The following is a 25,222-nucleotide window of genomic DNA, read 5'->3' as shown; positions in this document are numbered from 1 at the left end:
ACTATGCTACATAAGAAAGCGACAAGAACGTTTTTATAAATAATCTTTACCTGTAAGTTTAAATGGGGTAAAAGTTTTGCAAAAAGTAGTTTATAGCCGACAGTTGTATTGCTTAGGGGCTAGCTGCACTGCAAACTTGATTAGTTAAGAATATAGACAAACAACATTAATGATACTAAAGGGAGTAAATTATTGCTCAGGTATTTTAGCGATTTTCAAAAATAGGCAACCAATGACCTGCAAAACTAAGCTTCTTAAACAAATGCTGACTGAAGATTGCCACGACTCCCAGTAATCCATAACATAATGACAGTCACAAATCCAAGCAACGGCTTTTGCCACTCAAAACTTCTCCTATGGTCGATGCTACGCATAGCAAGACCCCACAGGGGTACGGTGATTGGAAAGGAATTGTTACATTAGTTGACATACGTTTTTAGGTAAGGTGATAAAAGTGACTTCCAGTGCAGATGAAATTCAAAAGCTGATCGCAGACATTGACAACTTACTTGCCAGCAGTGGTAAGCGCCTGTCTAGATTTCTGCTTGGTCAGACGCAAGAGCCTAAAGAGGTTTTAGAACGAATTCGCAACTTCTTGGTAAGGCTACAAGAAAAAGAAGCATTAGAGAGCGGCATCCCAAATCAGTCTTCTGAAGAACCGCGTTCACCCTTGGCGTTGGCACAGCCATCGCCTTTATTAACAAAATTTATTGATCATGATTATAACCAGTATCCACTACCGCCGCTCGAATTCAGTCAGGAAGAGAGTACTGTTGGGGCAGGACAATTAAAAAGTGAATTTTCGAGCTTGATAGAGCCATTGCGATCGGAATTAGAATTGCTCTTGCAAGAGCGAGCCACTCTCATCCAGGAAATTCGCCAGCTAGAACAAAAGCGTTTGCAAAACTACTCTCTAGCGCAGCAGTTGACAAACCAGGAGCAAATAATTACCGAGTTTTTACAGGTACTCATGAGTCGCCTTGTGCCAACTTTAACGCCACTGATAGCACAGACGGGGGAAAATTCCACCAGTTCTTCAGGAGGAATTAATCACGCAACTTCTGGAACTCAACCTTTATTAGAATCCCCAGACCGCGTGCAGCAGTTAACCCAGTTGGCCAGAGAGTTGGATCAACGCCTATTATCGCTAGATGGGACGGTAAATGTAGTCTTTGAGGCACTACAGCGCAACATTAATACTTATGACGAATCTCTGTCGCAAGCACTGGCAAGAATGCATAGCAAGGGAATGCAAGGCGAACAGTTGATGACTAGTTTTCTCAACAATTTCACCCAGCATTTGCAGCAACAATCCCCTAGTTCCCAGTCATCTTTCCTTGAGGGAGAATCTGAAACACCACCATCATTGGCAAACCCAGCCGAGAGCAGTACTGAAGTTGCGCCCCAACCCTTGGAGCTGACCCAGCCAGAAACTTCATCTTCACTCACAATTAATTCTGAGCAACAGGATACTACCCTCACAGAGGATTTAGATGCAGTGCTGTTGCAGCTTGGCTTAGACTCGTCTCAATCTTCTGAAACCCCGACCGAATTACCGCAAGATATTTCTGCATTAATTAGTGATGAAGTAGACCAGCTTTACGCCAGTTTGTTTAGTACTGGTGATCTTAATAACCCAAGTCTTGAGGTTGTCACAAATGACTTATTTGCTTCCCCAGCCTCCCCATCAACGTTGAACATCGCTGAAAGTCCACCTGTGCCTCCAACCGCGGATTCTGCGGTTGTGACACCAGAGATTGATCTGTTGGATCTGAGCAACACTCACCTACAAACAACTCAACAGACTCCAGTAGAAACCACAGATTCATCAGAACCACAGTCAGAACTATTTTTTGAAGAGGATACTGACCAAGACTTGCCTCTTAGCAACTCTGTGCCACAAACAGACAGTTCCTTGTTGCAAGACACTCAGCCAGCTAGTGTTGATACAATTAATACCCTAACTGAGCTATTGGCTGATGCAGGTAGTGATCAGCAACTGCCGGAAGTATCATCTTCTGTGGATAATGCCACAACTACAGCACCAGTTACTCCAGAAGTAGCAGAAATTGCGTTGGCAAAGGCTACAGTTCTCGGAGCGTCTCGTAGAGAAGGTATCGCCACATCGGAAGTATTAAATAACGACGAGCAGCCAGAACCGTTTTTAGATAACTACGTTGCTGCTTCACCCCAAGAAAACTTACTTTCTTTAGAGTCAAACCAGGCTCAAATCTTACCTGATATTTCCTTAGATGAAGAGCAGTTGCAACAATTAGATCGGGATTTGGCTAATTTTGATCGGCAGCTAAATTCTGAGTCGGAGCCAGCTACCAAGTTGGATATTTTCTCTGAACTAATTGCTAAAACTCAAGACACAATCCCCACAACTTCCCCAGAACCGCAAACAGAAAATATCCAAACAGCAGAAAACACCTCAACTGCTGCTATCTCAAGTTTGGCAGTTCCCCAGGTAGAAACTGAAAAAAAAAAGGAAGTTACAACTCCTGTTCAAGACATTTCTTTACCTTCAATTTCCAACTCGATCACCAATCCAGAAGTTTCGCTTAATGTTTTAGAATCAGTTTGGTATTTAGGAATTGATTTAGGTACAACAGGAATTTCTGCCGCATTATTAAATCGCTCGACTTTTGTTGTACATCCTATCTACTGGTCAGCAGAAAATCCGTCAGGAACAAGTTCCTTCCAGCAATCATTTCGTTTACCAACAGAGGTTTATCTACCTACAGCTTCTGTACCCCACGGGGAAAATGAAAGTATCGAAACACATGAGCAGATAGCACCTGCGGCTGTTGCCCAAGATAAAGTGCCTGACCACTCAGCTACCACTCCGGCAACACCTAGATCAACAGCAGAGCCGACGAAAAATAATCTCTACTCGGCGCAGTTGAAGCCCTATTTACAAGTAGCCATTCCCTACAAGAGTGAACGGCAAAAATGGGAACCTGTTTTGCAATTAAATGAATTTTCGGCGGGACCTTTGATTTGGGTTGTGCGATCGCTCTCTAAGCTACTATTAACCCTCAAATCCGATCAGACTAGTACCACCCCTAGTTTAAGGGCTGCTGCTGTTGGGATCAGCGAACAAAATTTTCCGCAGATTATCAATAATATTGCTGGTGTGATTTGCACCTGCCCATCTAGCTGGTCGGAACAATACCGCTTCAACGTGCGGGAAGCTTTGCTCACCAGCAAACTCATCCAACATCCGCAGCAAGTCTTTTTTGTGGAAGAAGCGATCGCTAGTCTACTCCCGGAACTTGATGCTGCTAACGGTGAGCAAATAAAATTAAGCCAACATCAGGGTTCTCATCCGGCGAAAACCAGCGAACATCCCATTGTTGGCAACACCCTGGTGATTAACATTGGGACAACTGCCACAGAAATGTTACTGGTAGATATACCAGAAACATTGCTGCAATTGACATACAATGATTTCATGCTCCACAGTTTTGCCTATGCTGGCAAGGGAATTGAACAAGATATTATCTGCCAGCTGCTATTGCCACCGAAATCTCGGCAATCACGCCCTCAAACACAAAGCGATCGCAAAACTATTACTAGTAATCCTTGGCAATGGCAACCGTCAATTCCCGGTTTAGACCAAATGCGTTGGCAGAGTTTAGGGTTGGAAGAATTAGAACTACCTAGAGTCGGGGAACCAGATATCACCGCTCGGATTCGCCTCCAACAGCGTCTAGAAAGTTCTCTGCTGGGACAGGCGGTATTGGATGCCGCACTTGCCCTAAAGTTGATTTTGCAACACCAAGACTCTTTTACCCTGGAATTGGCCGATCATCTCTGGATTTTGCAACGACGAGACTTAGAAAGCCAGGTATTTATCCCGTTTGTGCGCCGCCTGAACCGAGAACTCAACAAGTTATTGGTAGCTCGTGGTATCCCTACAGAAGCTATTAATCAAGCGATCCTGACTGGTGGAGTGGCTTGTGTCGGGACGGTAAACCGCTGGTTACGGCAAAAACTCCCCAACGCTAAGATTATTCAAGATTTATATCTCGGCGAAAACGGCGCTCCCAATTGTAGTCGGGTTGCTTATGGATTGGCGATGCTGCCTCTGCATCCCCAAATATTAGATATACCCAGGCAACAATACACTGATTATTTCCTGTTTACAGAATTGCTGCGGCTGCTACCAGATCGACCCTTATCTTTTGGTGAAGTTATCCAGTTATTTGAGGGTTGTGGGATCAATACTCGCACTTGTCAGCAACGGCTGCTGGCTTTTTTGGAAGGTGAACTGCCTTCGGGTTTGATACCTTCAGTTACAGAATCAACCTGGCTCACTCACGGTTCACAAGAAAATCCTGACTATCAGGCGATCGCCACAGCCCCACTTTTTGAAAAACAAGGGAGTCTCACTTATCGTCCCAATTCCCAACAAGTATTGTCTTTACGTCGCTACTTAGATGCGATCAAGGCTAGTAATCAGCAATCATTGGAGGAACCATATACGGTGAATTTCGCCTTAGAGGTTGATCATTGAGACTAGTAGATCACAGTGTAAATAAGGATACTAATCAAAATTCAAAATGCTTGTGAGGTAAGCATTTTGAATTTTGAATTATACAAAGCGGTACTATAGCAATCTAGAATCATTAGTGAGAAAATACTGAGATAAAAATCTTTATTTGAGAAGCATTACAGCTTTGATTCATTCTCACGGATCATTTAGGACTGCTATATTACTTTAGGAACTGACAAAAATTAAATTACTCAAATCCTGTAATCCAATACGACTATCCGATTTCTTCTCCCCCTGCTTCCCAAAACGATTAATTATTTTTTATTTGGAAGTCCCTTAGGACAGCCTGCTCTCTAAAAAATTTCCCAGCTACAACGCGTAATTTTCTGAGGAAAACTACTGTTTACTCGGAATTTACTGGTTGTGAATCGTAGCAGTATCTTAACGGAAAAATACTGGAAATTTATAATTCATCATCTTAATTGAAAGATTCTGTAAATTTTGAGTTTTCGATTTTTATTTTGTTTAATTTTTGTGTATGTTAACACTCAGTAGAAATGGTCAAAGCAGTAAAAATCACATTAACAAAATTATGTCCATATCTACACACACTACTGATGCAAAAAGTCCTGTTGTAGATAAATTAGCCCTTGTGAATCATCTTTATCTTTATTCAGTTGATTGCTCACAACAGCCCTTACATCCTTCAACTGTAAGCGTGGCTAAACGATTAATTGACATTATCGGAGCCATTGTGGGGCTGATGATTACATTTTTAATAGCAATTCCCGTAGCAATTGCTACCGTTATTCATGAACCAAGTCCAATATTTTATTCCCAAATGCGCTGCGGTTTGAACGGAAAAACTTTCCGGATATGGAAATTCCGTTCTATGATCGTCGATGCCGATAAACTCAAGCATTTGGTCGAAAACCAAGCTAAAGGTCACATCTTTAAATCTGTTGACGATCCTCGGATTACTCCTGTAGGTAAATTTTTGCGGCGTACTAGCTTGGACGAATTCCCCCAATTTTGGAATGTTCTAGTAGGGGACATGAGTTTAGTTGGTACTCGTCCACCGACTCCTGATGAAGTCACGCATTACGATCCACATCACTGGAATAGATTGCGAGTCAAGCCAGGTATTACCGGAGAATGGCAGGCTAATGGTCGTTCGAGCATCAAAGACTTTGAAATCATTGTCAAGATGGATATAGATTATCAACACAAGTGGTCTGTAACTTACGACTTGAGTCTGATTGTTAAAACTATCTGGGTAGTATTAAAAAAGACTGGTGCTTATTAATTTATTGCTACTCGCACCTGTTTAACCCTTGACCCCGCTACCAGTTTCCGTAGGTACAATGTAACGTTGTAAAAATATAAATAGTAATAATACTGGGGCGATCGCAATCACTGAACCAGCAGCTACTAACCGCCAGTCAAGGGAAAATGTACCTACTAGCTTTGCGACTCCCAAGGGAAGAGTGTATAAATTTTCGTCTTGGATGACAATTAAAGGCCACAAAAAGTCACTCCAAGCACCAATGAATACAAAAATAGCTAAAGTTACCAGTGCTGGACGAATTGCTGGTAACATCACATGCCACCACAATCCTAACTCGGAAATACCATCCATTCGAGCGGCTTCTTCTATTTCTTTGGGGACACTCATGAAAGCTTGGCGCAACAGAAAAATGCCAAAGGCAGAAGCTAAACTAGGAAAAATCATCCCTAAATAAGTATTTATCAAACCCAACTGGACTGTCAAAATATACAGGGGAATCATCACGATTTGGAAGGGAATCATAATCGTGGAGACGATCGCTACAAAAATCCAGTCTCGCCCGACAAACGACAATCTTGCTAACGGATAGGCAGCTAAAGCGCAAAACAGCAGATTTAAGCCGACAGTCAGCACCGACACCAAAGTACTGTTATACAAGTATTGTCCAAAAGGTAGAGAGTTCCAGACACTAAAGAAGTTATTTAGTGTTGGTGAGGTAGGCAACAACTGTGGCGGCGACTGAAAAATATTTTCCGTAGGCGATTTCAAGGCTGTGCTAATTAGCCATAGTAAAGGAAAGAGCATCACCAGTGCGATCGCTCCCAATAGCGCATACATTAGCAGAATTTGCGATCGTGATTTTTTCCAGCTCAACATTTGATTAATAAGGGAAATTAGCTTTTCTCAAAGGCTTTTGTATAGTAAGCACAAAAATAAGCATAATGATTGCGAATTTGAGTTTTTAATTCAACAATAATGTAAACATTCACGCTACTTGCTCTTTATTTTGAAAAATATTGAATTATTCGCTTTACTTATGATAGTAGCCCAAGAAAGTTGTCAAAAAACCGTATTTTTGAATCCAGTTTTTCAGTTAATGTCTTCATTATCCTGAATCCTTCAGCCTTTTTGAGTAAATCCGGTTTCCGTAGAAACAACTTGTAGTGGTTTATCCCAAAGTTCAATAGGTATTTGGGACAAATAGGCAAACTCAAAGACTATTCCGATAGTCGGCTTTGTCTGCCACTGCGGTAAACTGAGCAAGCGATCATAATATCCACCGCCATAACCCAAACGATATCCTTGATAGTCGCAAGCTACACTGGGGACGAGAATCAAATCCACTTCAGCCGGATCTAATATTGGAGCGTCAGGGTGCGGTTCAGGAATGCCATAAGCGCCGCTTTGGACAGAATCGTTAGGCTGCCAAATATGCCAACATAGGGATTGATCAACGCAGCGAGGAAATCCCCAACGGTATTTTGTGTTTGCAAATAGTGGACTGAGATCAGGTTCTTGGCGAAAGCTGAAATAAGCGAGTATTGTTTTTGCTTGGGTGAACAAAGTAGAGTTTTGTAAATGAAAGCAAATGCGATCGCTTTTTTCTCTCCACTCTTCGACGGACATTGATTGACGTGTTTTGAGTAGAGTGCGGCGTAGTTCTGCTTTATTTAGTTGATGATTAACTTTGTCCATGAAAATTTATAGCGTCAAACAAATAAGCTGGGCATTGCCCAGCTTATACCACCCTACATTCACCAGTACATCGTTATGCAGCGTGTTGACGATACCACTCAATCGTATTCTTTAACCCTTCTTCAAAGCCCACCTGAGCTGTGAAATTAAAGGCAAGCTTTGCCCGTTCAGTATCTAAACGGCGGCGGGGTTGACCATTAGGCTTATCAGTTTGCCAGACAATTTCACCCTTAAACTCCATCAATTCACAGATTAGAGTTACTAAATCAAGGATGGAGATTTCATCACCCGTTCCCAAGTTAACTGGTTCCGATTCGTTATAAAATTCAGTCCCCATAACAATCCCCCGCGCTGCATCTTCAGAATACAGAAACTCGCGGGTGGGACTACCATCACCCCAAACTGGAAGTTGCTTTTCTCCCTTAATTTGGGCTTCGTGAACTTTGCGAACTAATGCTGGAATAACGTGGGAACTTCCAGTGTCAAAGTTGTCTTCTGGGCCATATAAATTCACTGGCAGTAGGTAAATCCCATTAAAATCGTACTGCTGGCGGTAAGATTGCAATTGGACTAAAAGTGCTTTTTTAGCAATTCCGTAGGGGGCGTTGGTTTCCTCTGGGTAGCCATTCCAAAGATCATCTTCTTTGAATGGCACTGGAGTGAATTTAGGATAGGCGCAGATTGTGCCAACACAAACAAATTTTTGTACTCCAGCTTGATAGGCAGCATGAATTAGCTGGGTTCCCATAATCAAGTTATCGTAGAACAACTCTGCGGGTTTTTCGCGGTTCAGACCGATGCCACCAACATGAGCTGCTAAATGGATAATTATGTCTTGTTGGTCAACTGCACGTTGGCTATTTTCCCAGACACGCAGATCACAATCGCCCGATCGCACTATTGTAATCTTCTCACGATCAGCGCCTGCTTTACCCAGTTGATCTATCACCTGACGACCTAGAAACCCTGACCCACCAGTGACGAGAATGCGTTTATTTTTTAATTCTAAGGCGGTCATATTTTTATCCTCTGTGGTGTGAATCAGAAGTGCAAAGCGCCCAGCTGTTGACGAATAGTCGCAATATCATTTGGAAATTGCGAACCATTTCCATTGGGTGAAGTGTGACCCAATGCTTGTAAATCTGCTTCTACCATTAAGGAAACTAGTTCTTCAAAGGTTACTGATGGTGTCCAGCCCAACTTCTGCCGTGCTTTGGTAGAATCGCCAATCAATAACTCTACCTCAGATGGACGGAGGTAACGCTCATCAAACTCTACATAATCTTGCCAATTGAGATTTACGTAAGTAAATGCCAGTTCCAAAAACTCCCGCACCGAGTGGGTTTCACCAGTAGCAATTACGTAATCGTCTGGCTGGTCTTTCTGCACCATCAACCACATTGCTTTGACGTAATCCTTCGCATAGCCCCAATCTCGCTTGGCATCTAGATTACCCATGTAAATTTTTTTCTGCTTCCCAGCAACGATACGAGCCACTGCTCTAGTAATTTTGCGGGTTACAAAGGTTTCACCCCGCCTTGGTGACTCGTGGTTAAAAAGTATACCATTACAAGCAAACAAACCATAGGACTCACGATAATTTACAGTTTGCCAGTGGGCATAAACTTTCGCACAGGCATACGGACTGCGGGGATAAAAGGGTGTTGTCTCAGTTTGAGGTACTGCTTGTACTAAACCGTACATTTCAGAAGAACCCGCCTGGTAAAATCGCACCTGAATTCCGGTACGCTGTTGGTAGTCCCGAATTGCTTCTAACAGACGCAGTGTCCCCATTCCTACAGCATCTACTGTGTATTCTGGTGAATCAAAGCTGACTCTGACATGGGATTGAGCGCCTAGGTTGTAAATTTCTACTGGCTTGACGTCTTCTAAAATACGCCGCAACGTCGTACCATCCGTCAAGTCACCATAATGAAGAAACAACCGCACTCCCTCTTTGTGGGGGTCTTCGTAAATGTGATCAATGCGGTCTGTGTTGAAGGTAGAAGTCCGGCGAATAATCCCATGAACCTCATAACCTTGTTCCAGCAAAAACTCACTCAGATATGAACCATCTTGACCAGTAATACCAGTAATTAACGCTCGCTTCTGTTGCGTCATCCTCAATTATCCCTTATTGTCTTTGATTAAAAAGTTACAGTCAATCTTATACAACCTAGCAGCTAATTGCTGAATTGCCTAATGGGAAACATACGATTTCTTGTTGTTAGAAGACTTTTTCCATAAATAAATATACTTAATAAAAATTAATTTAACACGTTATATCAACCTGAGATAGATGAAGGTTGTTTAATTTTGTATATTTTTTCTTTTACCAAATAGATGAAGATTCTTTAAAGATTCTGTATTGTATAGGTTCTTTTTTGTCAAAACTTCATATATTTCTAGTTTTGTGAAGACTGAATAAAATAAATATTTTAAATTAAACTTTTTTTGGCAAAAATCTGAATAAGAGCAAAAGGAGCTACAGATGAACGTTAAAAGAAGTCTGAGTTAGGTAGAAAGGCATAAATATAGATAGATAACTATATAAACAAAGATGAACAGTAGTTTAGCTTTACAGTAATAATTGGTACTTAGGGGCATTAACTGTCTCACAGAATCGACCCTAAGTACTTACTCAGTATGCCCCGTTATTTTTGGGCAGAATGACCACATCAACAGTTTTCAAGATAATCCATAAATCAAGCCATAAATTCCTAAATTTGACATAATGCAGGTCTATTTGGACTCGCCGAGGGTAGGGAATGTCATTACGCCCAGACACCTGCCACAAACCAGTAATTCCTGGACGGATTGTTAAAATCTCATCAATGTGACAACCGTATTTTGGCAGTTCTTCTGCTACTAAAGGTCGGGGACCGACTACACTCATGTCCCCTTTTAAAACGTTCCAGAACTGGGGAAATTCGTCTAAGCTAGTAATTCGCAAAAATCGACCAATTTTGGTAATCCTGGGGTCTTGTTTCAGCTTAAAACTGCTTTCAAATTCTTGTCGCAACTGGGGCGATGTTTCCATCATTTGCATGAGGATTTCGTCGGCATTGCTCACCATTGTTCGGAATTTAATACAATTAAACGCCTTGTAATTTTTCCCTACCCGTTCCTGGACATAAAAAATTGGACCTTCAGAACTGAGAGCAATCAGCAAGGCCAAGATTAAGTAAACGGGGAAGAACAAAATTAATACTGACAGCGAAAACACTATATCGAACAGTCGTTTGGCAAACTCTCCGTTTAAACCCTGAAAAGATAAACCTTTGGGTTTAACTTTTGGCGTCTTTGTTTTTTGACCGCGTTTTAAGAAAGTACGCGTAGACGCTCTAGTGTCTTGCCGTACGCCTCGTTTGCCGGAGAGGAGTGAGCTCTGGGCAGTCATCATACTCCTTAATAATCCACACCACACATAGTCCCAATATTAAAGCCAAAATGAGGTTCTTCTGGGGGGAAATTGCCAAAAGCCTAAAAAAAGAAGAGATTAACTAAGACCATCATTCCAAAAACGGTCTTTTTTCGTTGCACTTGTTTACAAAATCTAGATAACGATCTGCAAAGATTTGCGGTGAGAACTGCGCGGCGTGCGATCGCATATACTCGGAACTGAACGAACCTTCATACATTTCAAACTTTTCTACTGCCTCCACTAAAGCCGCCTCTGTTTGCGTCCTGAAGAATATACCTGTCCCTGTATCCACATAAGAGCGGATATCTCGCACTGTTTCTAGAGCACCTCCTGCACCGTAGGCAATCACTGGCGTGCCACAGGCCTGTGCTTCCACTAGGGCAATACCAAAATCTTCACAAGCTGCATACACAAACGCCTTAGCCCTAGACATATATTTTTTTACCACATTATCGGGTTGCCATCCCAGTATTTGGATATTAGAGTTTGCCATCTTGCGAATCTTTTTCATTTCATCTCCTGTACCAATGACTACTAATGGTCGTTTTAGTTGATTAAAAGCCTTGACAATCAACGATATTTGCTTGTAACTCACTAATCGGGAAACTGTCAGGTAAAAGTCCTCTTTTTCAGACAGAAATGGAAATTCCGTAATATTCACTGGTGGGTAAATGACTGTTGCTTCTCGCCGATAACAACGCCAAATCCGCCGAGCTGTATGCTGCGAGTTAGCAATGAAGTAATCAACTCGATTGGCACTCAATACATCCCACTGACGCAACCGATGTAATAAATATCGCGTCATCCACCCAGGTAAGCCACTACCCATTTTGCTGTGGCGCAGATAATCAAAGGTCAAGTCCCAGGCATAGCGCATAGGGCTGTGACAGTAGCAAATATGCATCTGTTCGGGAGTGGTAAGGATTCCTTTGGCAACAGCGTGGGATGAAGACAAAATTATGTCATAATGCCGCAAATCAAGTTGTTCAATTGCCAAAGGCCACATTGGCAAGTATTTTTGTATACCGTTGCGGGCATAGGGAAAGTTCTGGAGAAACGTCTTGCCAATCTGACGCTTATATAAATAACTTTCTCTATTGCTAGATTCAAAATCGATGAGGGCATACAAATCAGCATCAATGTGATTCAAAATCTCTCGGACAACGAGTTCTGAACCACCGGTGGCTTTGGGTGTCAGCCACTCATGAACCAGAGCATATTTCAAGGGCACAGCTAACTTGAATAAATGGAAAATACAAAGGCCAACTTGATCAGGTTAACTGAAAAGTTTCCCCTTGTGATTAATTAACGGGAAGCGCCCTAGATTAGCACATAAGACGCAATCTTTCCCTCAGGGTTCCAGATGGATGCTGCAACCTGATAACCTCAAATTGGGGATTGGGCATTGGGGATTGGGCATTGGGGATTAGGCATTGGGAATTTTTATTCTTCTTTTGCCCTTCTGCCTTTTCCCCAGTCACCAGTTCCCAATCCTTTGACGACAACTGACATAGGAATGGGGAATTTATGCGAATTCTAATTATGGGTGGTACTCGGTTCATTGGTGTCTATTTGACTCAACTACTAGTAGAACAAGGACACGAGGTGGTGCTATTCAATCGTGGGAATCGGCCAGCACCTTCTTTACAGGGAGTAGGACAAATTATAGGCGATCGCACGGATGCTACCCAATTAAAAGCAAAATTATCACAAGAAAATTTTGATATCATTTTTGACAATAATGGGCGGGAACTGACTGATACTCAACCATTAGCAGAAATTTTTCAAGACCGGATGCAACATTTTGTGTATATGAGTTCTGCGGGAGTATATCTCAAATCTGACCAATTGCCCCATGTAGAAGGTGATCCAGTAGATCCCAAAAGTCGCCATAAGGGTAAACATGAAACAGAAGCTTACCTGACTCAATTGGGATTGCCCTTTACCTCTATTCGTCCTACTTATATTTACGGCCCTAGTAATTATAATGAGTTGGAAGGCTGGTTTTTTGACAGAATTGTGCGCGATCGCCCGATTCCTATCCCTGGAAATGGCTTGCATATCACGCAGCTAGGTCATGTAAAAGACTTGGCAAAGGCAATGACTCAAGTTTTGGGCAATAAACAGGCCATAGGGCAGATTTATAATATCTCTGGCGATCGCTTTGTCACTTTTGATGGTTTAGCCCGTGCTAGTGCTGTAGCGGCTGGTAAATCACCTGATGCTGTAAAAATCGTCCATTACGACCCGAAAAAGTTTGATTTCGGCAAACGCAAAGCTTTTCCGATGCGGGTGCAGCATTTCTTTGCTTCGGTGAACAAAGCGCAAACAGAATTAAACTGGCAACCTGAATATGATTTGATTTCTGGGTTACAAGACTCTCTGGAAAATGATTATTTGGTAAATGCAAAAGACAAAGCTGAAGTGGATTTCTCTGTAGATGAGGAGATTTTACAAGCTGTTTAACAACAAGATTCCTGACTTTTTAGATAAGTCGGGAATCTGAGCCTTAGTCAAAAGATAGAATCTTTTCTTTTACTTTAGAAAGATGCAATTCATTACGTCTTTAGTTTTTCCTTGAATAGGAAAAACATTTTTTCCTGTTGTGTATTAGTCGGCAAATGTTTTTTAACACATTGCGTCAATGCCACTGAAATTATTTTCTATAAATGGTGTTATTAGGTGATAAAATGAACGAGTCGCAATATCCACTCCACAATGTTCTAGAAGCCCGTGCTCGGTTAGGTGAAGGGCCCATCTGGGACTCTACCCAAAACTTACTGTACTGGGTCGATGTTTATAACCATCGGGTGCATCAGTTTCATCCTACCACGGGAAAAAACAGCTTTTTTGATGTGGGAGATGTTGTCGGTGCGATCGCAACAGCAGGTGCAGATAGATTAATTATGGTGCTGCGCGATTATCTAGCATTCCTCAACACCCAGACAGGTGTAGTTACCCCCATTTTGGAAATTGAATCGAATCTGCCAAATAATCGCTTTAATGATGGCAAATGCGACTCTCAAGGCCGCTTTTGGTTTGGCTCAATGTCTTCTTTGGAAAAACCTCATGCTAGCCTCTATCGCTATGACAATGATGGTTCATTGCATGTGATGGAAACGGGATTGACTGTCTCTAATGGTCTGGGGTGGAGTCCTGACGAAAAGACGTTTTACTTGACAGATTCTCCCCATCAAAAAATATATGCTTACGACTTTAATTCAGTAACAGGAAATATTAGTAATCGCCGTATTTGTGTTAATTTAATTAATGAATCTTTTTACCCAGATGGGTTGACAATAGACAGTGAAGGAAATATTTGGTCAGCTATGTGGGATGGATGGTATGTGATTCGTTTCAATCCCAAAGGTGAAGAGATATTGCGGATAAAGCTACCTGTGCAATTGCCAACCAGCTGTACTTTTGGGGGCGAGGATTTGCAAACACTTTACATTACTACTGCTTCAGTTGGACTCAGCCAAGCAGAGATTGAAAAAAGTTTCTCCTCTGGTGATTTGTTTGCTCTCCGAACTGATGTTACTGGATTACCTACTTATGGTTTTCAGGAATTATAGCAATTTTCGGGTAATTAAAGTATTGTGCTATTGTTTATTCTCTCCACAGTGCCACTTGCTGTTTGAGTTCTCTCATATCTAAATAATCGCTAGCAAAAGCTTTTCGTAAAAGTGGATGAGGAATAAATTGATCATACTTTTGAATTTCCGGTGCTTCTGAAGTACTGAGTAAATCTTCTGAGTTAATTCTTTGCTCACACAAGGAACCAATTTCACGATAAAGATATTTAAATTTATCCTTGCCTAATTTCATTGTAAAATAATATGGATTTACTCCGCCAATACTGATAATTTCCAATGATTCTCGACAGTAAGAGTTGAGTAATCTTTCTAAGGTGCGATAAGCAACCGTACCCATCCACGGAAAAATGCAGCATTTACCTTTTTCCAATTGCAATATATTTTGTTTATCTAATCCTACCTGCTGTACTAATTGGCGAACTTTACGTAAACGTTGCAAAGCATTTTTTTGCAAGTAACTATACTCGGCATTTTCAAATAAAACTTGCTGCATTCGTTGCAAAACTTTGGTATGAATAGTGCCACCACCACCACGCCAATAAATACTAGGTTTACCCTCAGCTTGTTTAACAAAAATAGCCTTCTTTTTAAAGTCAAGTTCTACGACTTCCCAAGTTCTCCCAGCTAAAGCAAATTGATTGCCAACAGCAGGCGGCGTGACGATACTGCCAATTTCTGTTGCACCTTGCTTAACAATATATTCTTGATGTTCAGCAAAGACAGCATAAAACTGAAATTTTCTCACAACCTTTTCTCCTGCCAAACCCAGGATTAATTTACCTTGTTCAGTATGCTGAATATGACCAATATCAATTAAATAGCGGAGCAATAATTGGAAATTTTCTTTGGAAATAGCAGCAAAGCTTGACAGACTAAAAATTTGTTTAGCTAGGGCATTAGGTGAAATTTCGCCCGCTGCGGTTAAAATACTCATTGTTTGGTGATAAAGCAAACTCAAAGGGTATTTAATCGGTCTGATTGGTTCAATCCATTGCTCTTCTAAATAAAGTTGAATGATAGCGATAGACTGCAAAAGTTGCCACGGGATTTGTTCTGGTAGAGATGCTTCTGATAATGGTTTCTCTTCAGCGCAGATAAAGCGCATATCGGCAGCTTCACCTCTTCTACCACTACGTCCTAAGCGCTGTAAAAAGCTAGCTACAGACAAGGGTGATTCTAACTGAATAATCCGCTCTAAATGACCGATATCTATGCCTAATTCTAAAGTCAGAGTAGCGGCAGTAACAGCTGGATTGTTGGGTTCACGCATCGCATTTTCAGCTGCTTGCCGCAAGCTAGCAGATATACTCCCATGATGCACATGATATATATCTGGTAGTTTTTGTGTAGCAATTTGTCGCAAAGATGCGATTACAGATTCGGTCTGTGTGCGATTATTAGCAAATATTAGGCATTTGCGAGATTTGCTGAGGTTAAAAATATATTGTTCATAAGCTGTTGTTTCTGATTCATCTACTCCATCAGTAATATAAAAATGTTCTACAGCTAGTTTTATTTGGCGTTTTATCCCGTCAATTTGCGGTGTAATTACTGGCTTCTCTGTTCCAGAACGCAACCAATTTTCAGCTGTTGAGTAATCACCCAGAGTCGCCGATAAACCAATACGGCGCGGTTGTTTTTGTGTCAACTGTGCTAAACGTTGTAATTGGCAAATAATTTGACAACCGCGTTCTGAACCCATAAAGGCATGAATTTCATCAATGATCACAAATCTTAAATCACCAAAGAAGTGAAGTAGGTCGTTATTTTTGTTGATTAACAAACTTTCTAGAGATTCTGGTGTAATTTGGAGAATGCCTTGAGGATTTTTTAAAAGCTTGTTTTTTCGACTTTGAGAAACATCACCATGCCAGCGCCAAACTGGAATATCTGCTTCTTTGAGTAAGTCGTTGAGACGCTCAAATTGATCATTAATTAAAGCTTTTATTGGACTAATATACAATGCCCCGATAGTTGCAGCAGGGTTAGCATGTAATAAAGTCAAAACTGGCAGAAAGGCTGCTTCTGTTTTACCCGCAGCAGTTGCAGCAGTAACTAGCAAATGAGCATCAGTGTCAAATATAACTTGACAAGCGGCAATTTGAACTGGCCGCAATTCAGTCCACTGGTGATAATAAATATATTCTTGGATGAAGGGTGCAAGTCGGCTAAAGGTATCGCTCATATTTTTTATGAATAATTGTTAGCGACATGAGCGTTAAAGAATCGCTCACATAGCTGTAAGATGTGATGGACAATTAGATGAATCTCTGAAATAAGTCGTATTTTGGAAAATATTGCCGATTTTTACTCCTATTGACTCAAGACAGATTAACATCCATAAACCAAACTGAAGTAATAGGGACAAGTATATAATCAGGCAAAACCTATGAATAAGTATAAGGAAATATTACGTGTCGTCCTTGCTATATGCATCATTGTGGTTGGAGCGACACACTTTATTATTCCAGAACCGTATGTCAAAATTATGCCGCCGCAACTACCTTACCCTTTAGGATTAGTTTATCTCAGTGGCTTTTATGAAATTTTGGGTGGTATCGGCTTATTAGTCCCGCCTGTAAGTCAAGCTGCTGCTTGGGGACTTATTGCTCTTTTTATTGCTGTTTACCCTGCCAATATCAACATGGCGGTTAATCATATTAAGCTAGAACATATACCAAATTCACCTTGGGTACATGTAGTCAGGCTTCCCCTTCAAGCAGTTTTAATTGCTTGGGCTTGGTGGTACACGAAATCTTCTGATTCGGAAAAACAAGCTTCTATCATTCCTAAGTCACTTATTCCCAAAGAACTAGAATTGAAATAAGTGCGTTTTTTATATCTGAATCATGCGCGTTGCAACTTTGTTTGGGATAACACTCTCGTTAGGAATAAGCATCGCAGGAGTAACTGTTCCGGTGACTCAAGCTGTGCAGCTTAGAGATGGCATAGTCTACTTTGTCCAACCGCCGAAACTCGTTAACGCGACAACTACTTATAAAGATGTGAATATTTGGGGCGCAACTTACTATTTTACTATTAACGTGCCGGAGAATGCTGGAGAATCCCTCCAGAAGGTAACGATCGCCCAGAGGGAGGGAACAGAAAACATCCGCTACGATCTTAATGATACCTATGCGTTTGTCGGAAAAAGCGATCGCAAAGAAACGCGACTTACACTAGGCGCAGTCACCAACGAACGCAAGACACGAACACTTACTGTGAACTTTGATCCACCTGTGACTCCAGGACAGACAGTCACAATCGCCCTTCGCCCTGTGAGGAATCCGAGCTTTTCTGGTGTCTATTTACTAGGTGTGACAGCGTTTCCAGTGGGTGAAAATTCCCACGGACAATTTCTCGGCTTTGGACGGTTTCAGTTTTACAGCAATAGGGGAAGCTGGGGGTTTCCATAGCGTGCATTCCGTCAATCCGATGAACAACGCTTTGTGGAATCAGGACAGCTTAATCTGATTGAGAACCAATCCGGCAAGTGAGCGATCGCACTCATGGGGATTATCCTGGGAATGACATCAAATTTAGCTAAATTGTAAGCGAACTTGTAGGTAGCGTTGGCGTAGCCCACCGTAGGTGTCGCTTTTTAATCACAGATCACCTGATTGAGAACCAATAGACTAAATTAGGACTAAATTTAATAGGGTGTGCCATCGTTACGAATAAGTTTTCTAGACTTACCATCAGGGCTAGCTGTTGTCATCAAATTTTCATCAGGGTAAGTAACTTTGTCATTGGGAGTACGATCTCCTACCTCTAAATAAATAGCAACCACCGATGAGCGATTTACTAAATGATGTCCATTTGCCTCACCTGCGGGAAATCCTGCTGCCATTCCCGGTGTGATAATTTCTGCACCTCTATCTGTGACTAATGTCAGTTCACCCTCCAAAACATAGATAAACTCATCTTGATGAGAATGCCAGTGTCTTATAGAAGAATAGCTTCCAGGTTCTAACTTTACTAGATTTACTCCAAAGTTCTGCAATCCTGCAAAGTTACCTAACTGTTGCCGTATTCTTCCTGCAACCATTGGCTTGAACTCATCAGGGTAATTTGTGCGTATTTCACTAGGTACTTCTTGGGGATTAATAATCATTGAATTACCAATTGAGAAACAGATTTATTGTGAATTATTGCACTTTGATGCCATTTTTTCAGATGAGATGCAGAGTTCGCAAAAGCTACTTCCGGGTTCGCAAAAGCTGCTTCCGGGTTCGCAAAAGCTGCTTCCGGGTTCGCAAAAGCTGCTTCCGGGTTCGCAAAAGCTACTTCAAGGTTTGCAAAAGCTGCTTCCGGGTTCGCAAAAGCTACTTCAGAGTTGACGGAAGTTACTTCAGGGTTAGTTTTTGTTTGCTGCGATCGCTTAATTATAAAAACTCATTGCGAGCGAAGTAATCTCCGAAAAGGGCGATCGCTTTACTCGCTCTGAATAAATCTTTTTGTTTTGCCCATAGACGCAAAGAAGACCGCAAAACAACTACTTTTAGTGGAATAATGATGTAGAAAAAGTTTGCGTCAAGTTGCATTGCAGGATTGGGTAGAAGTAAAATGCAACCCAAAGTATTCACTTAGCTGGTTCTGGTGGTAAACCAAGCTTGGCACGAAAATCTTTGTCGTATTTAGCCTTATCCCAATTTTTAGCAGATTTGACTTGCTGAAGAGTAAGGTTTTTAGCACCTTTAAAGTTGGTATAGCTGATGTCAGCACCACCAAATTTAGCTTCGCTGAGGTCGGCATTACTGAGGTCGGAACTAATGAGGTTAGCACCTTTGAGGCTGGCTTTGCTGAAGTCGGCATAATTGAGTTTGGCATTGCTGAGGTCGGCATACCAGAGGTTTGTCCCAAATAGTTTGGCATTTTTGAGATCGGCACCTCTAAGGTCAGCATATTGGAGGTCTTCAAAATCAAGAAAAGCACCTTTGAGGTCAGCACCTTTAAGGTTGGCATTAGGGCCAATCAGATACATTTGTTTGTCATCAAGATTGAAATTTTGGGGAAACTTAGTTTGCTTGGTGTAAATAGCAGCGCTGAGGTTAGCCTCGCTAAGGGTAGTAAAGGTGAGATCGGCATTGCTGAGGTTAGCACGGCTGAGGTTGGCATGACTGAGGTCGGCAAACTTAAAATCAGCCCCACTGAGGTTGGCACTCCTGAAGTTGGAATTACTAAGGTTCTCAAAATAATTGAATTTGGTATCGCTGAGATCAGCACTGCTAAGGTTGGCATTAGGGCCAATCAGGTACATTTGTTTGTCATCAAGATTGAAATTTTGGGGAAATTTAGTTTGCTTGTTGTAAATAGCATGGCTGAGGTTGGCATCGCTGAGGTTGGCGCTGCTGAGGTTGGCATCGCTGAGGTTGGCGTTGCTGAGGTCGGCATCGCTGAGGTTGGCATCGCTGAGGTTGGCATGACTGAGGTTAGCATGGCTGAGGTTGGCATGGCTGAGGTTGGCATGGCTGAGGTTGGCATCGCTGAGGTTGGCACTGCTGAGGTTGGCACTGCTGAGGTTGGCGCTGCTGAGGTTGGCGCTGCTGAGGTTGGCAAAGCTGAGGTAGGCAAGGCTGAGGTAGGCACCGCTGAAATCTCTGTTAGCTAAACTCTCACCAGCTTGGACTAGTTTTTCAAGTGCTCGAATTCTTGCGTTACTATCCTTCTTTCCTCTAGCAGCATCAACAGTTTGCCAAAGTTGGTTTATCCTAATCTGTTCCTCAATAACTATGCCCACAAATATTGATAAAACCAGCGGGATAATTAAGAAAAAAACAATTGACTGAAAGCGTTTATTCCGTCTTTGTCTGACACTTGCTTGAATAAACTCAATAGCTAGGTCAGATAATCTTAAGTTCTCAGTTTGTTGCTTCTGAAAATTTTTTACCTCTCTTAACCGCTTCCCCTGAAAGAGATAATCCTTAACCCTTCGCCTATCTCGCCATTCAATAGCTGCCGCTTCTATTTTCCGCTTTTGTCGCAGTATGTCCCGACTTTCCTCAATCCATTTGCGTAATAGCAACCAATTGCGAATCAGTGCTTCATGTGCCACATCTACCACAGCAATTTGATTAGATAAGGTACTGGTGACAACTAGCTTTTCATCAGCTAACCGTTGAATTATTCTATTAATCACAACTTCTCGATGCTGTGAAGTAACTAAATCTCGTTGCACAACCTGTCTGCGGGTATCTTCTGTTCCTTCTCCCAACTGCGTCAATTCTAAAAAAATCCGCTTTGTTGCTTGCTGTTCCTCAAGTGATAATGACTTATAAACTTCTGTAGCGCGTGTTTGCAGGGTTCCCCTGACTCCACCTAGTTTGCTATACGTAGTCAGGGTTAACCGTTCTTCAGTTCTTTGCTGCCATAGTTCTGTCAGCGTGTATTGCAACAACGGTAAACTTCCTGGTGAATTTTCTACATCTGCAATCATTTGAGAAACTAATTCCGCTTCTACTGCTAAGTTCATATATTCAGCAGGTTTGATAATTGCTGTTTCTAATTCCTTCCGATTCATCGGTGTTACCGTTACTAAATGCTCTTGAATTTTCTTAGCTAGTCCACCATACTCTTGTTCCAGACATTTTCCAAAGAAATCAGCCCGCATTGTAATTATTAGGCAGAGTTTATTATCATCCCGTTGCAAAGCACCTAGCACACATTCAAAAAACTGCTGTCGTTTTGTAATGTCTTGACATTGAGTAAAAGCTTCCTCAAATTGGTCTACCACTAGCACTACGCGCTGAGTTTGTGCAGCAGTAATCAACTGTCCTAAACCAACTGCGCCTTTGGCAATTAATTCTTCTGCTTTTGCTAATTGTGAGGCGCGTTCAATATCTGATAATTCTGATTCTACAAATGCCAGTGCTAAATTTTGTAAGGGGTTAATCCCTGGTCGAAATATTTTCAACTGCCAAGTTTCACTACCTGATAACCTACGTCCTAACTTTAATTGATAAAGTAAACCCGCTCTAACAACACTAGACTTACCACTTCCTGATGCTCCCAACACAGCGAGTAAATTACCCGATCGCACTTTTTCTAATAATTCGTCGGTTAACACTGTTCTGCCATAAAATAAGTTGGCATCTGCTTCTGTACAATCAAAATATGACAACCCTTTGTAAGGACAAATACCTGATATTTGTACTGTGGAGTTAACAACAGAGGAATTCCATTTGCGGGTGAGATTAATTGCTTCACCAGAGTTCGCAAAAATGGGACGCTGGGGGAAGGGGTGATGTTCTTGATTGAGCAAATCTACTAAGGTGTAGTTACTCACCCAACGGTCTTGTTTTGGTGCCAAACCTTTGAGCAGTGCGGCAGTTAGTACGCTGTGTTGGCTGTTAATCTCTTCAAAAGCTACTTCAAAATCACGAGAAGCCGCAATAAAACACCTGTCTCTGCCTTTACCGCGATCGCCTGGATCTGCCTCTGCAAAATTTAGCACCTCTCCGCTATAGCAGCAATCCAAAATCACAATTTGTTGTCTTACTTCACTTTCTTGCAGCAGTCGCCGCAGCCATTGTAGAGATAATCCCCAATTACCTGTGTCAGGATTGACTTCACTTGTGGCTAAATAACCTTCCTGAATTCCTAAATTTTTCCGCAATCCATGACCAGAAAAATACAGTAGCGCTGTGTCTGGCGGCTTACCATCTGGTTTAAATAATTGGACTATGGCTTTTTCTAGCTGAGTTAAAGCAACTTTGGTTTGCTTACCAATGCGAATCGTCTGGTTTTCCTTATCTTTGACTGCTGGGAGCCGCGTTACCTGAAATTCCCCATGTTGTTGTAAGATTTGAGCGATCGCTTCAGCATCCGCAGCTGGTGCGTTGAGACATTTTAAGCGGTCATATGTATTAATTCCCACCACCAAAGCGTCTCGACTCATCCTGGAAAGCCCTATGATAGTTGTGCCGAATTATTTCCAGCTTCTACAAGAAATTTACCGCATTTTCCGTAAAAATTTGTAGGTTACTACAGCTGTGCTACCTTACACGCAATTCTTTTATCCAAAATTTACCCATGACTCAACTCACACCTATCCAGTTAGAAGATGGCACGATTATTTACATTGAAGCCACAGATAATGTAGATGCACCACCAGTTAGGATCGAATCCCCACAGGGAGAGGAAGAAGCGCTAATTGATAAGGGATGGGATGCTGATGTTGCACAAAAACAGATAGTGCAAAATTTCCAAGCAATTGAAGGCACAATTCGGGCTTACACTGTTTATACACTCAATGCTTTTAAGAAAATCCCTATTGCTAATATTAATAAAGTCACTCTTGAATTTGGGATCAAAGTTGGTGGTGAAGCAGGTATACCTTACGTAACTAAAGGCACGGCTGAGAGCAATCTTAAGGTAACGGTAGAGTGTTCATTTCCTGACCAACTGGAAAATAAAACTCAGCAATCATGAGTCAGAATATTAGTGCTGTCAAAATTTATATTATTATTCCGGTACTCAATGAAGCGGGGAATATCAAAGAAGCGATCGCAACTACTCAACCCAGTAAAGATATAGAAGTAATCATATAGCAATCCTAAATGAGTCGTGAAAATCTCTGCGCTACGGGCAGTTTGCTCAAGTCGGGAAACCCGCCCATGCAACTGCCCTCCTCTGTGCCTCTGCGGTTTATTTATTTTTACAAATGATTTAGGACTGCTATAGTAGATGCTGGCTCAGAGGATGGCACAGGAGAAATTGCTCAGTCTTTAAGTGTCAAAGTTATCTTATCGTCTCCCGGTCGGGCTGTGCAAATGAACGAGGAAGTAAGTAGCAATTAAAAATTCAGGCGTTGCTGAATTCAGCGATGAAAATGATTTTGCGTGATTTCATAAAACCTTCTAGAGACACGAAATTACACTTCGTGCTGCTTTTAACGCGTCTCTATACCAATATCTAATCTGCTAAAGATAAATTATCCATTGCTGAAACCTTTATACAGGAAAACTTCAATAGAATCTGTCAATTCCAAACGGACAAAACAATTCAAAGGCTGTATTCCTTGTTAAACAACCATTAAAAATAAAAGATTGAGCCGCCTAAATTTATTGGGATTCTTAATTTCAAATACCGCAAAGGCGTTGACTTGAGCATTTTTAATTCTCAAATGAGGTTCCACTAATGTCCAATTCAGATTTAGAGAGAGTCACAGTTCGCCCAATGGATGAGTATAACCAAAAGTTGGTGTCTCACGTCCATCCGCCAAATTGGGTTAATCCTCAATCGGCAGATGTTTACGACTTAGTAGTAATTGGTGCTGGTACGGCGGGATTAGTGGTGGCGGCAGAGGCGGCAGGTCTGGATTTGGGTCTAAAAGTGGCGTTAATTGAAAAGCATCTCATGGGTGGGGATTGCTTAAATGTTGGTTGCGTACCATCTAAAACTATTATTCGCTCTGCCCGCGTTGTTGGCGAAATCTGGGATGCTAAAGACTTGGGAGTTAATATTCCCCAACACAATAATATTGATGTTGATTTTCCCAAAGTCATGGCAAGGATGCGGCGGGTAAGGGCTAGTATCAGCCATAACGACTCGGCGGAACGCTTCTCATTCTTGGGTGTTGATGTCTTTTTGGGTAGCGGTCGATTTGCAAGTAAAAATTCCGTGGAAGTTGGCGACAAAACCTTCCGGTTTAAAAAAGCTGTAATTGCTACTGGCACTAGAGCTGCACAACTGTCGATTCCGGGAATTGAAAAGGCGGGTTATCTAACTAATGAGACGGTTTTTTCCCTGATTCAACGACCGGAACGTTTGGCGGTGATTGGTGGCGGCCCCATTGGTTGCGAATTGGCGCAAGCTTTCCGGCGTTTGGGTTCTGAGGTGGTACTTTTCCATAGCGGTTCTCATCTTCTGAATAAAGAAGACGCCCAGGCCGCTGAAATTCTCCAAAAGGTTTTGATTAGCGAAGGAATTCGCGTGGTACTAAATTCCAAGTTGGAAGAAGTGGTAACAGTTACTCAGGGGAAACGGCTTTACTTTTCCTCCAATGGTCATCGAGATTCGGTAACAGTAGATGAAATTTTAGTCGGTGCGGGGCGATCGCCAAATGTGGAAGGTCTGAATTTAGAAGCAGTGGGGGTAAAATATGATCAGCGCCAAGGTGTGAAGGTAAACGATTATCTCCAGACGACCAATCCCAAAATTTATGCAGCTGGTGATATTTGCATGAACTGGAAGTTTACCCATGCTGCTGATGCAGCGGCGCAGATTGTGATTAAAAATATGCTGTTTTCTCCCTTTGGCTTAGGACGCTCCAAACTCAGTAGTCTGGTAATGCCTTGGGTAACTTATACTGACCCAGAAATTGCCCATGTAGGGTTGTCCGAACCCGAGGTGCAGAAATTGGGGATTGAGGTGACGACAATTAAGATACCTTTTAGTAGTGTAGACCGAGCGATCGCAGATGGTGAAGAGTCAGGATTTCTCAAAATCCACCATAAAAAGGGGTCTGATCAAATTATCGGTGCAACTATTGTCGCCAGTCACGCGGGTGAGATGATATCAGTTGTAACTACGGCAATTGTGAATAAGATCGGTTTGAGTAAGTTAAGCAGTGTAATTCATCCTTATCCCACTCAAGCCGAAGCTATTAAAAAAGCAGCTGATGCTTATTGTCATACACTCCTAACATCAAATACCAAAAAATTGTTGGGATTTTTGACAAAGTTATCTTGACCAAAATCAGTGAACAGTCATCTGAC

18 protein-coding genes and 1 pseudogene are annotated in these 25,222 nt (G+C 41.8%); 10 read left to right on the top strand and 9 right to left on the bottom strand.

The genetic code is table 11. The features are described 5' to 3' along the window. The first annotated feature begins 454 nt into the window (after positions 1-454). Positions 455-4,522: a hypothetical protein gene (locus V7K40_RS17405; protein ID WP_334961756.1), complete on the top strand. Its 4,068-nt coding sequence runs from the start codon at positions 455-457 to the stop codon at positions 4,520-4,522. A 571-nt stretch (positions 4,523-5,093) separates the two neighbouring features. Next, positions 5,094-5,807: a sugar transferase gene (locus V7K40_RS17400; protein ID WP_334961754.1), complete on the top strand. Its 714-nt coding sequence runs from the start codon at positions 5,094-5,096 to the stop codon at positions 5,805-5,807. A 21-nt stretch (positions 5,808-5,828) separates the two neighbouring features. Here V7K40_RS17400 and V7K40_RS17395 read toward each other — a convergent pair whose 3' ends face one another. The 6 genes from V7K40_RS17395 to V7K40_RS17370 all read right to left on the bottom strand — a co-directional run bounded on the left by V7K40_RS17395 (position 5,829) and on the right by V7K40_RS17370 (position 12,139). Next, positions 5,829-6,665 (bottom strand): carbohydrate ABC transporter permease, encoded by an 837-nt coding sequence (locus tag V7K40_RS17395; protein WP_334961752.1) that lies wholly within the window; start codon positions 6,663-6,665, stop codon positions 5,829-5,831. A 243-nt stretch (positions 6,666-6,908) separates the two neighbouring features. Next, on the bottom strand, positions 6,909-7,484 hold the full coding sequence (locus tag V7K40_RS17390) for a 5-formyltetrahydrofolate cyclo-ligase (RefSeq protein ID WP_334961750.1): 576 nt from the start codon (positions 7,482-7,484) through the stop codon (positions 6,909-6,911). 73 nt (positions 7,485-7,557) lie between these two features. Next, on the bottom strand, positions 7,558-8,502 hold the full coding sequence (locus tag V7K40_RS17385) for a GDP-L-fucose synthase (RefSeq protein WP_334961748.1): 945 nt from the start codon (positions 8,500-8,502) through the stop codon (positions 7,558-7,560). A 23-nt stretch (positions 8,503-8,525) separates the two neighbouring features. Then, a complete protein-coding gene (gmd, locus tag V7K40_RS17380; protein ID WP_334961745.1) occupies positions 8,526-9,605 on the bottom strand; it encodes a GDP-mannose 4,6-dehydratase in 1,080 nt (359 codons plus the stop codon). Positions 9,606-10,125: 520 nt separating this feature from the next. Beyond that, positions 10,126-10,884 carry a sugar transferase gene (locus V7K40_RS17375; protein WP_334961927.1) on the bottom strand — a complete coding sequence of 253 codons (759 nt, stop codon included), beginning with the start codon at positions 10,882-10,884 and terminating at the stop codon, positions 10,126-10,128. A 112-nt stretch (positions 10,885-10,996) separates the two neighbouring features. After that, on the bottom strand, positions 10,997-12,139 hold the full coding sequence (locus V7K40_RS17370) for a glycosyltransferase (RefSeq protein ID WP_334961743.1): 1,143 nt from the start codon (positions 12,137-12,139) through the stop codon (positions 10,997-10,999). A 296-nt stretch (positions 12,140-12,435) separates the two neighbouring features. On the opposite strand from V7K40_RS17370, the gene V7K40_RS17365 reads away from it, so the two are divergent. Both V7K40_RS17365 and V7K40_RS17360 read left to right on the top strand, forming a co-directional pair. Further along, the gene (locus V7K40_RS17365; protein ID WP_334961741.1) at positions 12,436-13,374 is read left to right on the top strand and encodes an NAD-dependent epimerase/dehydratase family protein; all 939 of its coding nucleotides are present in this window, start codon (positions 12,436-12,438) and stop codon (positions 13,372-13,374) included. Between the two features lie 224 nt (positions 13,375-13,598). Continuing rightward, positions 13,599-14,483: an SMP-30/gluconolactonase/LRE family protein gene (locus V7K40_RS17360; protein WP_334961739.1), complete on the top strand. Its 885-nt coding sequence runs from the start codon at positions 13,599-13,601 to the stop codon at positions 14,481-14,483. Between the two features lie 34 nt (positions 14,484-14,517). Here V7K40_RS17360 and V7K40_RS17355 read toward each other — a convergent pair whose 3' ends face one another. Beyond that, positions 14,518-16,689: a DEAD/DEAH box helicase gene (locus V7K40_RS17355; protein WP_334961737.1), complete on the bottom strand. Its 2,172-nt coding sequence runs from the start codon at positions 16,687-16,689 to the stop codon at positions 14,518-14,520. A gap of 204 nt (positions 16,690-16,893) precedes the next feature. Here V7K40_RS17355 and V7K40_RS17350 point away from each other — a divergent pair, with 204 nt between their 5' ends. After that, on the top strand, positions 16,894-17,331 hold the full coding sequence (locus V7K40_RS17350; protein ID WP_334961735.1) for a DoxX family protein: 438 nt from the start codon (positions 16,894-16,896) through the stop codon (positions 17,329-17,331). A 22-nt stretch (positions 17,332-17,353) separates the two neighbouring features. Continuing rightward, complete coding sequence (locus V7K40_RS17345; RefSeq protein ID WP_334961733.1) at positions 17,354-17,920, top strand: DUF2808 domain-containing protein; 567 nt, start codon at positions 17,354-17,356, stop codon at positions 17,918-17,920. Between the two features lie 236 nt (positions 17,921-18,156). Here V7K40_RS17345 and V7K40_RS17340 read toward each other — a convergent pair whose 3' ends face one another. After that, positions 18,157-18,618, bottom strand: a complete 462-nt coding sequence (locus V7K40_RS17340; RefSeq protein ID WP_334961731.1) for a cupin domain-containing protein — start codon at positions 18,616-18,618, stop codon at positions 18,157-18,159. 468 nt (positions 18,619-19,086) lie between these two features. After that, positions 19,087-22,401: a pentapeptide repeat-containing protein gene (locus V7K40_RS17335; protein ID WP_334961729.1), complete on the bottom strand. Its 3,315-nt coding sequence runs from the start codon at positions 22,399-22,401 to the stop codon at positions 19,087-19,089. Positions 22,402-22,535: 134 nt separating this feature from the next. Here V7K40_RS17335 and V7K40_RS17330 point away from each other — a divergent pair, with 134 nt between their 5' ends. From V7K40_RS17330 to V7K40_RS17315, 4 genes and pseudogenes are all read left to right on the top strand, one after another. Beyond that, on the top strand, positions 22,536-22,934 hold the full coding sequence (locus V7K40_RS17330) for a CU044_2847 family protein (RefSeq protein WP_334961727.1): 399 nt from the start codon (positions 22,536-22,538) through the stop codon (positions 22,932-22,934). After that, positions 22,931-23,053 carry a hypothetical protein gene (locus tag V7K40_RS17325; protein WP_334961725.1) on the top strand — a complete coding sequence of 41 codons (123 nt, stop codon included), beginning with the start codon at positions 22,931-22,933 and terminating at the stop codon, positions 23,051-23,053. The genes V7K40_RS17330 and V7K40_RS17325 overlap by 4 nt, the downstream gene beginning before the upstream one ends. A gap of 129 nt (positions 23,054-23,182) precedes the next feature. Then, positions 23,183-23,281: pseudogene (locus V7K40_RS17320) on the top strand (glycosyltransferase); the annotation flags it as partial. Between the two features lie 361 nt (positions 23,282-23,642). After that, positions 23,643-25,196, top strand: coding sequence for a mercuric reductase (locus V7K40_RS17315; protein WP_334961723.1), 1,554 nt, complete (start codon positions 23,643-23,645; stop codon positions 25,194-25,196). Positions 25,197-25,222 lie beyond the last annotated feature (26 nt).

This window comes from Nostoc sp. (assembly GCF_036917195.1).
Taxonomy (GTDB): Bacteria; Cyanobacteriota; Cyanobacteriia; order Cyanobacteriales; family Nostocaceae; genus Nostoc.
This window is presented reverse-complemented; position numbering and strand designations above follow the sequence as displayed.

Coding starts and splice junctions, on each gene's coding strand:
- V7K40_RS17360 (WP_334961739.1), top strand. CDS start 13,599: ATGAACGAGTCGCAATATCCACTCCACAATGTTCTAGAAGCCCGTGCT.
- V7K40_RS17345 (WP_334961733.1), top strand. CDS start 17,354: ATGCGCGTTGCAACTTTGTTTGGGATAACACTCTCGTTAGGAATAAGC.
- V7K40_RS17315 (WP_334961723.1), top strand. CDS start 23,643: ATGTCCAATTCAGATTTAGAGAGAGTCACAGTTCGCCCAATGGATGAG.
- V7K40_RS17390 (WP_334961750.1), bottom strand. CDS start 7,484: ATGGACAAAGTTAATCATCAACTAAATAAAGCAGAACTACGCCGCACT.
- V7K40_RS17355 (WP_334961737.1), bottom strand. CDS start 16,689: ATGAGCGATACCTTTAGCCGACTTGCACCCTTCATCCAAGAATATATT.
- V7K40_RS17365 (WP_334961741.1), top strand. CDS start 12,436: ATGCGAATTCTAATTATGGGTGGTACTCGGTTCATTGGTGTCTATTTG.
- V7K40_RS17400 (WP_334961754.1), top strand. CDS start 5,094: ATGTCCATATCTACACACACTACTGATGCAAAAAGTCCTGTTGTAGAT.
- gmd (WP_334961745.1), bottom strand. CDS start 9,605: ATGACGCAACAGAAGCGAGCGTTAATTACTGGTATTACTGGTCAAGAT.
- V7K40_RS17385 (WP_334961748.1), bottom strand. CDS start 8,502: ATGACCGCCTTAGAATTAAAAAATAAACGCATTCTCGTCACTGGTGGG.
- V7K40_RS17325 (WP_334961725.1), top strand. CDS start 22,931: ATGAGTCAGAATATTAGTGCTGTCAAAATTTATATTATTATTCCGGTA.
- V7K40_RS17350 (WP_334961735.1), top strand. CDS start 16,894: ATGAATAAGTATAAGGAAATATTACGTGTCGTCCTTGCTATATGCATC.
- V7K40_RS17330 (WP_334961727.1), top strand. CDS start 22,536: ATGACTCAACTCACACCTATCCAGTTAGAAGATGGCACGATTATTTAC.
- V7K40_RS17375 (WP_334961927.1), bottom strand. CDS start 10,884: ATGACTGCCCAGAGCTCACTCCTCTCCGGCAAACGAGGCGTACGGCAA.
- V7K40_RS17395 (WP_334961752.1), bottom strand. CDS start 6,665: ATGTTGAGCTGGAAAAAATCACGATCGCAAATTCTGCTAATGTATGCG.
- V7K40_RS17335 (WP_334961729.1), bottom strand. CDS start 22,401: ATGAGTCGAGACGCTTTGGTGGTGGGAATTAATACATATGACCGCTTA.
- V7K40_RS17340 (WP_334961731.1), bottom strand. CDS start 18,618: ATGATTATTAATCCCCAAGAAGTACCTAGTGAAATACGCACAAATTAC.